The following is a 12705-nucleotide window of genomic DNA, read 5'->3' as shown; positions in this document are numbered from 1 at the left end:
CCCCTACGCGTCGTTTTTCCCTCTTTTACAATCCGTTACAGTTTTCTGCATCATAGCGCTTTATATACTGTCAAATTGATTTATGTTTAGTGTTGGCGGCAAAGCCGCTTTATGGTGCTTGGCACATTTGCGTGTTTAGCACAGATAACAAGATTAAGGATGACGACATGACTGTACTTAAGCATCTCACCCAGCGTTTGAAAGTGAGCGTAGGTGTGCTAGCAGTAAGCAGTACGCTGATAAGCTCAGCGTTTGCCAAGAACGATATTAATATTGATTACGAAAAATTTACTACTGATAACGGGTTAACCGTAATTGTTCACGAAGACCGCAAAGCTCCAGTAGTTGCTGTGGCTGTGTGGTATAAAGTGGGCTCAAAAGATGAGCCAGAGGGTAAATCTGGGTTTGCCCATCTATTTGAACATCTCATGTTCAACGGTACCGAAAACTATGATGATGAGTGGTTCGGGCCGCTTCAAGAAGCCGGGGCTACAGGCCTCAATGGTACCACAAATTTTGACCGTACTAACTATTTTCAAACCGTCCCAACACCTGCGCTAGACCGCATTTTGTGGATGGAGTCTGACCGTATGGGTCACCTGTTAGGTGCAGTAACACAAGAGAAATTAGACGAACAACGTGGCGTTGTACAAAATGAAAAGCGCCAAGGCGAAGACCAGCCTTATGGTAGCGTATTCACTCATATTTTTGAGGGCTTATTTCCCATTGGGCATCCCTATCATCATACGGTAATAGGCTCTATGGAAGACCTCAACTCAGCGTCGCTTGACGACGTTAAGGGTTGGTTTAATCAATATTATGGCCCCAATAACGTAATATTGGTGCTGAGCGGCGATATCAACGCAGAAGAAGCCAAACCTTTGGTTAATAAGTACTTCGCTGATATTGAACCGGGTCCAGCGCTGTCTAAATGGGAAGCATGGGTACCGAAGCGTAGCGCTAACACCCGAGAAGTGATTCAAGATAAAGTGCCACAGTCGCGCATTTATCGCCTTTGGGTTTCACCTGAAAACACATCTTCAACTGCAACCGATCTGTTCATCGCCGCAAGTGTCATGGGGGATGGCAAAAACTCACGTCTTTATAAAGAACTTGTTTACGATCAGCAAATTGCTACCAATGCGTCGGTATTTAATTACGAGCTACAAATGGCATCCATCTTTGGTGTTACGGTTGACGTAAAAGACGGCGTTGACGTAGCAAAAGTAGAAAAAGAGATTGATAAGGTCATTAGCGAATTCTTGCGTAAAGGCCCTAGCAAAGACGAAGTTAAGCTTGTGTCGACGAAACAACGCGCTTCAATCATTCGAGGACTCGAAGAAGTAGGGGGCTTTGGCGGGAAAGCTGACACCCTTGCTAGCGGGGAGTTTATTGCTGGAGACCCTAACTATTTTAAAACTGAATTAGACGAGCTAGCAAAAGCGACGCCCAAAGACGTTAAAGCGGCTGCGAATAAATGGTTAAAAGAAGGGTGGCACCAAATCACGGTTGTGCCGTTTATTGAACATACAGCATCCACTGAAAGCGTTGATCGCAGTTCAGGTTTGCCGCCAATTAATGCAGAGACACAGCTAAGCTTCCCTGAGGTTACGCAGACCACTTTATCTAACGGTGTGAATGTAGTGTTTGCGAAGCGCTCTACGGTGCCTTTAGTTAATGTGGCGGTGCAGTTTGATGCAGGTTATGCTGCTGATGCGGGCGGTAAACTTGGGCTTGCGAGTTTCACCACACAGATGCTTGATGAAGGGGCGGGTAAATACGATGCCTTGGAACTAGCTGCAGAGCTTGAGCAGTTGGGGACGAATCTAAATGCTGGCTCAAATTTAGACACTACAACAGTTAGCATGTCGATGTTGACAGAAAACATGAAGCCTTCTTTGGCGCTTTTGGGAGATATATTGAAATCGCCCACGTTTAAAGAAGAAGAGATTGAACGTCAACGTGGCCTTATATTAAGTAATATTGCACAGCAAAAAACGCGTCCTGTGAGCATTGCGCTGACTCTGCTACCGCCACTTATCTATGGTAATGATCATGCCTACGGTATTCCATTTACCGGTACAGGCGCTGCTCAAGACGTCAAAGAAATTACGCGAAGCGATTTAGTTAATTTCAAAAATACCTGGCTACGCCCTGATAACGCGACAATTTTTGTAGTGGGTGACACCACATTGGATACAATCAAGCCAATGCTGGAAAAAGAATTTGGCCGCTGGAAAGTCAAAGGCAATAAGGGCGTTAAACAAATTACCGAAGCGTCTATGCCAGAGCAAGGCCAAGCGATTATCATCGACCGTCCCGGTGCACAACAGTCTCTTATACTAGCTGCGCATTTAGCGCCACCAACAGGGGCCGACAATAATATAGCCATCAATGCTATGAATAAAACCCTAGGTGGTGCTTTTACGGCGCGTGTGAATATGAACCTACGTGAAGATAAAAGCTGGTCTTATGGTGCGTATACCTTCCTTCAAGATGCCAGAGGGCAGCGGCCGTTTATGGTTTATGCGCCAGTGCAAACCGATAAAACAGGGCCGTCTTTACATGAACTCAAAAAAGAGCTCAATGCATATGTAGGGGATAAGCCGCCGATGGCAAATGAATTGGAAAGAGCTCGATTGGATGAAGTTCGCTCGTTGCCTGGTCAATTTGAAACAGCCAATGCGGTAATGTATAGCCTCTTATCAAGTAAGAGATTCAATAGAGAATATAATTATCCAGAGTCTTTGGTTGAAAAGTACAATGGCTTATCTTTAGACGATTTAAGTAGTGCGGCGAAAGAAGTGCTGCATCCGGAAAAATTGACTTGGATAATCATTGGTGATGCAGAAAAAATCAAAGCGGATGTTGAAGCAGCGGAGCTTGGACCTGTTAGTGTTCAAAGTATGAATTCGCTGTAATAAGTGACACTGCAAAGCAAGCGAAAGGGCCGAGAAATTTCTCGGCCCTTTTTTATTCAGAATTATTCGCTAAATTCGTCAAATGCGCGCAAAGCATCGGCAGCGTACATAAATGATGGGCCTCCGCCCATGTAAACCGACATACCATACACTTCTTCTATTTCTTCACGGGTAGCACCTAAATGCATTAAAGCTTTAGCATGAAAACCTATGCAGTCATCACATCGCGTTGCAATACCAATCGCAAAGTCAAGAGGCGATTATTTGTTGGTGACAAATGCGCCTTTTGTAGAATGGTGAGCGGCGACAACATGCACTAAAGTTAAACAAGTTTAATTAGCAGCTCCATTTTTGATTTGAAGACAACCTCTCTGGTGAACACGACAAAATTTATACTCTCACCCATTCGCGTGTTTGCAGTAGCTCTTCTAAATGTAGTCTACATTAGCGTTGCGCTCGCATCTGGTTCAAACAAGTTAATGAATGAATATGCGGTTGAGCTTTTAACTGCTGAAGATGGCTTTGTTTCATCGGAAATCTATTCCATAGTGCAAGATCGCCAAGGATTCCTTTGGTTTGGCACAGCAGAAAATGGCGTAATGCGCTACGACGGTCGCAACGTCAAGCTCTTTGAGTCGAATAGCGAAGACGACCAAAGCCTTTCTCATAACGATGCCGGCAACTTAATGTTGGATGCCGAGGGCAATATTTGGGTGGGTACGTGGGGCGGTGGTGTTAACCAATACGACCCTACAACCGGTCAGTATTCGCGCTATTTAAATGTGCCTGATGATGCAAATTCTCTGTCATCAAACCGAATTCAGTCACTTTTTCAAGATAACGCAGGTGATATCTGGCTAGGCTCTTACGACAAAGGGATTAATCGTTTTTTAGGCAACGGGCGATTTCAGCGAGTTCAAAAAGTACCAGGAGATAAAAACAGTCTTTCCCATAATCGCATTTGGGACATTATTGATAACGATGCTGATAGCCTTTGGGTAGCAACCAGCTATGGGATAAATTTGCTCGATAAAAAGACGCTAAACGTCAAACATTTCTTGCCCGAACCAAAAAACAAAACGGCTACAGGCGCAAATGAAATACGCAGCTTACTCCGTACATCTTCGCATCAGCTATTCGTCGCTACGCAAAACGGGCCCTTCTTATTCTTTCCAAGTTCCGGAGTCTTTTTGCCTCAAAAGACACGAGAAGGTAAAGCACTAAGTCAAGTAAACTCAATGATTGAGGACCATGATGGTCAAATATGGTTCGTCACTACTGAGGGATTGTATCGACATACCGGAGAGGGGAACTATGTTGAAAAGGTCGACTTTGGTTATGAAAATGGCCTTCGCATAATTTTTGAAGACCATACTAAAACCAAGTGGATTACCAGTGAGGTTCATGGAATTTTTAAATTTTCTCCTCGCGGCAAAATTAAACAAATTAATAGTGAATTACTAACCGCACCAAGTGGTATCGCACTTGATAACGTCGATAAAAATGGCAATAAAAATGGCGATGTACTCATTGTTACGGCAAACGCCGACGTGTTCAAATGGAAAGTGAAAGAAGAGCTTTTGCAAAAAGAATACGACTCGGTATTTAAAGAGCTTAGAGGTTATAAAGAGCGTGGGGTTATAGAAAGACCCATTATAGTGCCGGACCAGGAAGGATTTCTGTGGGTTGCACAAGATGACTTTGTGGCCAGAGTTGACCGACGTACTAAAGCAATAAGCCGCATTGAATACCCTAAGACTGACAGCAATTATCGCCAGTTTCGTGAGTTCAGAGCACTTGAACTAGACAATAATGGCAACGTTTGGATTGGTACTTATAAGCACGGTATCTACATTTACAACAAGCATTCCGAGGAATTCAGACATCTCACAATCGAGGACGGTTTAACGCACCCAGAAATTCATAGTCTATATAAAGACGCCAGCGGCAATATGTGGGTTGGCACGGGCGGAGGTGTGAATTTATGGTCAGCTGAAAGTGAAAGTTTCGCGTTCTTTAGTGGCGCAAAGGATCTGCAGGGAAGTTTGGTCGATAGCATTGTGGAAGACATCCACCAAACCAATGATGGAGAAATATGGGTAGCGACGCAAACGGGGCTGTATCAGTATTTCGCCGAGTCTAAATCCTTCAAGCATTTCAGTGAAAAGAATGGGCTGCCCACCACCTTAATAAGAGCTATCGCCGATGGCGATGATGGCAGGCTGTGGCTTACCACCAATAAAGGTGTTTTTCTTTATAATCCTAACACACAAAATGTTATTAGCTACAACAGTGCCACAGATTTGGCAGGTAAAAACTTTTACTCAGATAGCTTAATTAAAGCGGGTAAGAATACCTATTTTACGAGTAGTCAGCGGGGGATAGAGTACTTCAAATATAACCGAGAACAAATTGACGCCGTTAGCGCAAACATAGTTCTTACAGGTTTTAACAAAATGGGAGAATCAGTAGAGCTTAATAAGCCACTGTCCTATGTTACTGATATCGACCTTTCTTATGAAGATTACTTTTTTTCATTAGATTTTGCGCTTTTGGATTTTTCAGACCCTAAGCGCGCCCACTTTGCGTACAAGTTAGAAGGGTACGATGAGCAGTGGATTGATATTGGAAATCATACTTCGGTGTCGTTTACCAATTTAAATGGGGGAGACTACAGATTACTCGTAAAAGCCATGAAACCAAATGGAGAGTGGGGTGATGATACCCTATCGTTGAATTTACATGTGGCAGTCGCACCGTGGAAAAGCTGGTGGGCATATACTATCTACGGCTTATTTTTGTTAGGCATACTTGTATTGGTGGTTTATCTGCGCACCCGTCTACAGCAAACCGAAATCACTAAACAAAAACGCTTCGTTCAAACACTAGAGCAACAGGTCTCTGAAAAAACTGCGTCGCTAAAAGCGCAGGCTAATGATTTAAAACAAGCGCTCGAACGTGCTGAAGAGGCCACGAAATTGAAGTCTGAATTTCTCGCCAATATGAGCCATGAAATTAGGACGCCAATGAACGGAGTTATTGGCATGCTTGGCCTGTTGAAAAAGAGTGACCTAACAGCAGAACAAAGCCAGCGCGTGAGTATTGCTAAAACCAGTGCTAACTCACTGCTTGTGCTTATCAATGACATCCTGGATTTTTCGAAGATAGAAGCGGGCAAGCTTGAATTAGAATCTTTGGATTTTGACCTAAGGGAGCTAGTGGAAAGTGTCGCGCTATCAGTAGCGCACTCAGCCCAAGAAAAAAACCTAGAATTAGTCGTTGATGTTTCTGAGATCAGCGAAACAAAGATATATTCAGATCCAAACCGGATTCAACAAATTCTGACTAATCTCTTGAGCAATGCCGTTAAATTCACTGAACAGGGTGAAATATACATTGCAGCAAAGTTGCTTCCAAGTGATGTTGAAAATGAAGCTATGCTGCACTTAACTGTAAAAGATACGGGAATAGGCATCCCGGAATCCAAACTTCCTCATTTGTTCGACGCCTTCACCCAAGTAGACGCGTCTACAACGAGGCGCTTCGGGGGCACAGGACTTGGTTTAAGTATTACAAAAAATTTGTGTCATTTATTGGGTGGTGACATAAGCGTTGCGTCAGAGCTTGGCAAAGGTAGCTGCTTCAACGTTATATGCAAAGTTACGGGCTCAAAGGAAAGCACGACACTGCAACCTGAACTTATTAAAGAAAACACCCGTTGCTTAATAGTGGATAACAATGCATTAACAAGGCATACCTTGCAAAATCAGCTTGGGCTGTGGGGTGTGAATGCGTTAACTGCATCGTCATTAGAAGAGGCTGCAACGCTTTACTTAGCTGACGAGATTAGTGAACAAGACCCTTTAAGTATTGATATTTTGTTTTTGGAAAAAGTCGTTGATGACCACGAGCAAGACAATCAATTACTGAATCTTAAGGGTATCGAAAACTTAAGTTTCAGTCGTACTATTCTTATGACGAAATTAAGCGATGTCGATAGCTATAGAGAGTTTAGAGGGCTGCCAATTGACGAATGTCTGCCCAAACCTATAACGACAACAGATTTACTGAGAATACTAGAAAATACGGTAGGTAAACCCGGCACACAAAACGATGTGCATTCACGGCAGTTGGTTATGGGTACTGCAGACTTTGTAGAGCAACATCCAGATGAAGACCTAGCAGAGCAAGAAACTGGAAACCGCCCCCTTACTATTGAAGCACCACGAATTTTGTTAGTTGAAGACAACGTGATAAATCAACTGGTCGCTACTAATGTGCTCGAAAGCGAAGGGTATGAGGTAGAAGTGGCGAACAACGGCTTAGAAGCGTTAGATATGTTGAAGAACTGCAAGCTTGAAGCTCAATACATCGCAATTATTATGGATTGCCAGATGCCACAAATGGATGGGTTTGAAGCAACGAAATGCATCCGTGAAGGAGCGGCAGGAGATATCTATAAAAGTACGCCTATTATTGCGATGACGGCCAATGCCATGCAGAGTGACAAAGATATGTGCATGGCAGCAGGTATGGACGACTTTCTAACAAAGCCTATCGATCACCAAAAAGTAACCTCAACCTTACAGAAGTGGCTTAGCAAAATTAACTAGCCTCTCGCCAACGAGGAAGTAAACGCGTTAATATGCAACAAGTTTTTAACAAGTTGTGAGAGCGTTAATGCTAAATCGTGCATCAAAACCCTTCGTAAAACTCGTCGAAAGATATCTTCCCGACCCTTATATTTTCGTTTTATTGTTAACGCTCATAACGCTTGTCTTTGCGGTGGTCATTCAAGACCAATCGCCACTTACCACAGTTCAACAGTGGGGCGACGGCTTCTGGGGGTTGCTAACCTTCTCAATGCAAATGCTCTTGGTATTGGTAACCGGGTTTATGCTGGCATGCACGCCGCTAGTCAAGACACTGCTAGAAAGTCTCGCCCGTCTAGCTAAAAGCCCAGGAAGCGCTATTCTAATGGTTACTTTAGTGTCGCTTATCGCAAGCTGGATAAACTGGGGCTTTGGTCTTGTTGTGGGCGCGTTGTTTGCTAAAGCCTTAGCAAGAAAAGTGTCGGTTGATTATCGGTTATTGGTGGCAAGCGCGTACTCAGGCTTTATTGTATGGCATGGCGGTCTAGCGGGCTCTGTACCGTTAACTATTGCAACACCGGGCCATTTTTCAGAGGCACAAATAGGCGTAATTGGTACCAGCGAGACTATTTTTAGCGGTTTCAACTTACTGTTGTTGGCGATTATGTTTGTAGTTATCCCCCTCGTGAATCGTTTAATGCTCCCTCCTAAATCTGAAAGCGTGATTGTGGATAGCACAAAGCTACAAGACGATGCTTTACCTTCAGCAGAAAACGAAAGACCCGCCGATAAACTTGAAAACAGCAAAGTTCTTGGTTTACTGGTCGGTTTCGCTGGGCTTGCTTATCTTACAAATTATTTTATTTCTGGCGGCGGGCTTAATCTCAATATCGTTAATACGCTATTTCTCTTTCTCGCTATTGTCCTTCACGGTACACCACGCAATGTACTGCACAGCCTGCAGCAAGCCGTTCAGGGCGGTAGTGGTATTGTTATACAGTTCCCATTTTATGCGGGGATCATGGCGGTAATGGTTCAATCAGGATTGGCCCAAACCATGTCAGAATGGCTGATTAGCTTTGCATCTGCAGAGTCGTTGCCCGTATGGAGTTTTATTAGTGCAGGCATTGTTAATATCTTTGTGCCGTCGGGTGGAGGGCAGTGGGCAGTGCAAGCCCCAGTAATCTTGCCTGCTGCCGCTGAACTTGGAGCCGAAATAAATAGAGTTGCCATGGCGGTAGCGTGGGGTGATGCGTGGACCAATTTGATTCAGCCATTTTGGGCGCTCCCCGTACTTGCCATAGCCGGCCTTAAAGCCAAAGACATTATGGGCTTTTGCTTGGTTCAGCTTATCGTAACCGGTGTCATTATTTCCTTGGTATTGCGGTTTGTGTGAGGCAATTAACTTTATGTTATTGCTTTGAAACAAAGCGGTTATCCAGAAAAAGAAAGTGTTAGCGCTCAACAAGTAGTCGAACAACGTGATGAGCGAAACAAGTCGGAGCTAAGCGAATGCGGTTTCTATCGATACAATGTCAATACCACGCACTTGCATAGAATCCAGCGCCAATAGATGACCAATGGCGTCACGCGTACAGGTGCAAGGTTCAATGACTTTGGGGGAATACTTGGCAGCCGCTGGTGACAATGCTGTGTGAGTTACGCAGTTGTGCGTCATCATACCTGCAAGAAGAATTTCATCCACGCCCAATGACTGTAAGGTTTCTTCTAAATTGGTGTTCTCAAAACAATCGGCGTGTTGCTTTGTGATGATTGGCGCATCCGGGGCTGCGGCTATCACCTCTTTATGAATTTCAGCGCCGTGAGATCCTTCATAGAAAAACAACCCTTCTCCGGCCTCAACAGGCACAAGGTGCTGTATGTGAATAATTGGAATGCTCTTTTCCTTTGCAATAGCCATCGCTTTAAGTGTTTCTTGCATCGCAAGCTCTGGTTTGTGTAAAGGATACTTCCCTTCAGGAAAGTAATCGTTTTGAATATCTATAACAATAAGTGCTTGTTTAACCACGGTCTTACCCTCTTTTTCCAAGAAATAGTCTCTAGCACGGTTTAAGTTGTGCTTACTCGATATTGACTATTTTGCGGGTTTTCACGTGTAATAGAGAGTGACGATAATGACAAAAAGCGCGCCAAATGCGACAGCGTTCACAGAACGACAATGAAACGATGAAAGAAATAAAAATAGCAGTAATAAACTATCCAACCGCAAGCCAATCTGCGCTTTACGGCATCGTTGAGATGTTAGAGTTAGCAAATGCGATGTGTGAGCAAATCAACGCTGATGTGGCATTTAGCGCGAGTATTTACAAAGCGGAGCAGTTGAATTCAAATGCACTGGTTGATGTCGTCATCTTGCCGCCAAGCATGAGTGAAACATTTTTTGAGCATGACTTCACATCACTCATCAACTATATGGAAGTCATGCAGTCCCAAGGTGCATTGCTCGCATCTGCTTGCGTAGGTGCATTTATTCTTGGCAAGGGGGGCTTTTTAGATAACAAAGTGTGTACTACACACTGGCGAATTGCCGATCACTTCATGGCAGCCTTTCCCACAGCAAAACTAGATGCTAAGGCTATCGTGGTAAACGGGGAGGGCGTAATAACAGCTGGCGGGAGAATGGCGTGGATTGATCTTGTGTTTGAAATCATATCGACCTTAAGTTCACCCACCATTGCCTTGAATCTTTCTAAAGAGATGGTGGTGGATACAGGTTACAGGGAGCAAGGCTTTTATCACCAGTTTTCACCTAAAAAAGATCATGGCGATGCTCTCGTTGTTAAAACGCAAAATTACTTGGAAAACCATTACAGTCAGTCAATTTCTCTTAGCGATTTAGCTAGCCACACTTTCGTTAGTCAGCGAACCTTACAGCGAAGATTTACGCAAGCGTTAGGTATGTCAGTCATCGACTATCTGCAGAAGCTGAGACTTCATCATGCTTGTCAGCAAATTGAAGTATCAACGCGCAGCATTGCTGATATTGCATTCAACGTGGGCTATCAAAACGTCAATGCGTTTAGGAAGATATTCCGTAAAGAGTATGGGCTTAGTCCGGTGGAATACCGCAAGCGTTTTGCAATAAATTAATCATATCGTTATTTTCATTTTAATTGTTATGTTATAACATTTATTAAATTCGAGATTTAAAATGAAACTTAGCGAGTCGTTATGTCTATTCAAACTCAGCTTCCCGTTACCGTACTATCGGGCTTTCTAGGCGCCGGTAAGACCACGGTTCTAAACCATATTCTGAATAATCGTGATGGATTAAGAGTAGCCGTCATTGTTAACGATATGAGTGAAATCAATATCGATGCTGCTACGGTGAAAAATGAAGTTAGCTTTAATCGAGCTGAAGAAAAGCTGGTTGAAATGAGCAATGGCTGTATTTGCTGCACGTTGCGAGAAGATTTGCTTGAAGAGATAGAGCGTTTAGCGCATGAAGGTAAATACGATTATCTGGTAATAGAGTCTACAGGTATTTCGGAGCCTTTGCCTGTAGCTGAGACCTTCACGTTCGCCGATGAAGACGGTAAAAGCTTGTCGGAAATATCACGCCTCGATTCGATGGTTACCGTTGTCGACGCATTGAATTTTCTTAAAGACTATGACGAAGCTAAGTTTCTCAACGAAGTGGGTGAGAGCTTGGGGGAGGAAGACGAGCGAAGCGTGGCAGACTTGTTGGTCGAACAAGTGGAATTTGCTGATATATTGCTAATAAGCAAAACCGACCTTATCTCTGAACAAGAGTTGGCGCGCCTTAAAAGTATTCTGCAAACCCTCAACACCGAGGCTATTCAAGTTCCTATCGAGCATGGAAAAGTGCCCCTCGACAAAGTGCTGAACACAGGGCGGTTTAGCTTCGAGCGTGCTCAGCAGTCGCCTGGTTGGCTGAAAGAAATGCGTGGCGAGCACGTACCAGAGACTGAAGAGTTTGGTATAAGCAGCTTTTCGTACGAAGCAAGACGTCCGTTTGACCCGCAGAAGTTTTATGATTTTCTTCATAGTAAAGAAATAGCTGGCAAATTAATTCGTTCAAAAGGTTTTTTCTGGTTAGCAACACGCCCACAGCTTGCAGGCAGTTGGAGCCAAGCTGGCGGCATGGCGAGATACGGAGCCGCTGGATTGTTTTGGAAAGCCGTACCCAAAGAGCAGTGGCCTGAAGACCCTGACTACCTTAAAGCTATTGAAGAGCAATGGATGGAGCCTTTCGGTGATATGCGTCAAGAGCTGGTATTTATTGGGCAAGGGCTTAATAAAGAGGACATAATTAGGCGCTTAGACAGTTGCTTGTTAACTGATGAACAGCTTATTCAAGGCCACCATGTTTGGGCTGAAATGCCAGATCCTTTTCCAGCGTGGGAGCACTAGTATGCAGGCGTTACAAGACCACAATACAGTCTTCGAACATAGCAACTCTTGGCGTACAAGCGCCGACGCTATGGTTCTGGGGGATATTTTTGAAGAAGGGGTTAGCGTTACGGTATGGAATAGACCCGAGGCGCCGCTCATCTCCCAATATTATGGCGAGTTTTTTAAATCATTAGGGATGGGTATTCGTGGTGTGTTTTCTGTTGCTTCTCTAAGGAAGGAAATTGCCACGCTTCTACCAGGCGAAGAAACCAGTATTGGAAAACAAGCCGCCATTGATGATATTTATCTGCTTTCTGACATGCTTACCACACTATTTGATTGTGACAGTGTAGGGGTAAGACTCGTGCCCTTATCTTCGGCAATGTGCCCCAGCTTTCATGTAGACAATATTCCTGTTCGATTGGTAAATACTTATTTAGGCGAAGGTACTGAGTGGTTACCTAAAGAAAGTGTGGTAACTAGCCCGATGATTGGCCTTAACGAAGCGAATACGCAAGGGCTTACGAAGAATAGGCTAGGGCAGCGCTACCAAGAAAGCAGCGTTAAACAAATGAGTGCTTTTGATGTGGGTTTACTCAAAGGAAAGTCTTGGCAAGGTCATGAAGAGTTTGCCGCCGTACATCGGTCTTGCAAAGTGCAGCCAAATACTCAACGTGTGCTGCTTACTCTAGACCCAATGTAGTTTCAAAAAGTGCACTGCATTGAATATGAGCCAGATGCAGATTTTAAGCGCTTATAATGACTTTCTACTGTTTCTTTGGCGCTATCACTCTTTTTCATGAGTTTTCCCTTGT

8 protein-coding genes are annotated in these 12705 nt (G+C 44.0%); 6 read left to right on the top strand and 2 right to left on the bottom strand.

Annotation, left to right across the window (positions count from 1 at the left end; translation table 11 throughout):
- Nucleotides 1-167 precede the first annotated feature (167 nt).
- Nucleotides 168-2921 carry a M16 family metallopeptidase gene (locus PCAR9_RS12375; RefSeq protein WP_179983856.1) on the top strand — a complete coding sequence of 918 codons (2754 nt, stop codon included), beginning with the start codon at nucleotides 168-170 and terminating at the stop codon, nucleotides 2919-2921.
- Between the two features lie 62 nt (nucleotides 2922-2983).
- Here the strand turns inward: PCAR9_RS12375 and PCAR9_RS12370 are convergent, their stop codons facing one another.
- Nucleotides 2984-3157 (bottom strand): carboxymuconolactone decarboxylase family protein, encoded by a 174-nt coding sequence (locus tag PCAR9_RS12370; protein WP_269475083.1) that lies wholly within the window; start codon nucleotides 3155-3157, stop codon nucleotides 2984-2986.
- 243 nt (nucleotides 3158-3400) lie between these two features.
- Between PCAR9_RS12370 and PCAR9_RS12365 the strand changes: the two genes are divergently transcribed.
- Both PCAR9_RS12365 and PCAR9_RS12360 read left to right on the top strand, forming a co-directional pair.
- Complete coding sequence (locus PCAR9_RS12365) at nucleotides 3401-7534, top strand: hybrid sensor histidine kinase/response regulator (RefSeq protein WP_179985227.1); 4134 nt, start codon at nucleotides 3401-3403, stop codon at nucleotides 7532-7534.
- Between the two features lie 67 nt (nucleotides 7535-7601).
- Nucleotides 7602-8909, top strand: a complete 1308-nt coding sequence (locus PCAR9_RS12360; RefSeq protein WP_179983855.1) for a short-chain fatty acid transporter — start codon at nucleotides 7602-7604, stop codon at nucleotides 8907-8909.
- Nucleotides 8910-9017: 108 nt separating this feature from the next.
- Here the strand turns inward: PCAR9_RS12360 and PCAR9_RS12355 are convergent, their stop codons facing one another.
- The gene (locus PCAR9_RS12355) at nucleotides 9018-9542 is read right to left on the bottom strand and encodes a cysteine hydrolase family protein (protein ID WP_061486098.1); all 525 of its coding nucleotides are present in this window, start codon (nucleotides 9540-9542) and stop codon (nucleotides 9018-9020) included.
- Nucleotides 9543-9667: 125 nt separating this feature from the next.
- Here PCAR9_RS12355 and PCAR9_RS12350 point away from each other — a divergent pair, with 125 nt between their 5' ends.
- The 3 genes from PCAR9_RS12350 (at nucleotide 9668) to PCAR9_RS12340 (ending at nucleotide 12593) form a co-directional block, all read left to right on the top strand.
- Entirely contained in the window at nucleotides 9668-10624 is a 957-nt protein-coding gene (locus PCAR9_RS12350; protein ID WP_179983854.1) for a GlxA family transcriptional regulator, read from the top strand.
- Between the two features lie 81 nt (nucleotides 10625-10705).
- Complete coding sequence (gene zigA / locus PCAR9_RS12345) at nucleotides 10706-11908, top strand: zinc metallochaperone GTPase ZigA (protein ID WP_179983853.1); 1203 nt, start codon at nucleotides 10706-10708, stop codon at nucleotides 11906-11908.
- Nucleotide 11909: 1 nt separating this feature from the next.
- Nucleotides 11910-12593 (top strand): DUF1826 domain-containing protein, encoded by a 684-nt coding sequence (locus tag PCAR9_RS12340; protein ID WP_179983852.1) that lies wholly within the window; start codon nucleotides 11910-11912, stop codon nucleotides 12591-12593.
- Nucleotides 12594-12705: the final 112 nt, after the last annotated feature.

It is taken from the genome of Alteromonas macleodii, assembly GCF_903772925.1.
Classification (GTDB): Bacteria; Pseudomonadota; Gammaproteobacteria; order Enterobacterales; family Alteromonadaceae; genus Alteromonas; species Alteromonas macleodii_A.
The sequence above is the reverse complement of the archived record's forward strand: the minus strand, read 5'-3'. Positions and strand labels throughout refer to the sequence as shown.

What these genes read in the sequence shown, in the direction of transcription:
- PCAR9_RS12340 (WP_179983852.1), top strand. Translation starts at nt 11,910, where the DNA reads ATGCAGGCGTTACAAGACCACAATACAGTCTTCGAACATAGCAACTCT.
- PCAR9_RS12375 (WP_179983856.1), top strand. Translation starts at nt 168, where the DNA reads ATGACTGTACTTAAGCATCTCACCCAGCGTTTGAAAGTGAGCGTAGGT.
- PCAR9_RS12365 (WP_179985227.1), top strand. Translation starts at nt 3,401, where the DNA reads ATGAATGAATATGCGGTTGAGCTTTTAACTGCTGAAGATGGCTTTGTT.
- PCAR9_RS12350 (WP_179983854.1), top strand. Translation starts at nt 9,668, where the DNA reads ATGCGACAGCGTTCACAGAACGACAATGAAACGATGAAAGAAATAAAA.
- PCAR9_RS12360 (WP_179983855.1), top strand. Translation starts at nt 7,602, where the DNA reads ATGCTAAATCGTGCATCAAAACCCTTCGTAAAACTCGTCGAAAGATAT.
- zigA (WP_179983853.1), top strand. Translation starts at nt 10,706, where the DNA reads ATGTCTATTCAAACTCAGCTTCCCGTTACCGTACTATCGGGCTTTCTA.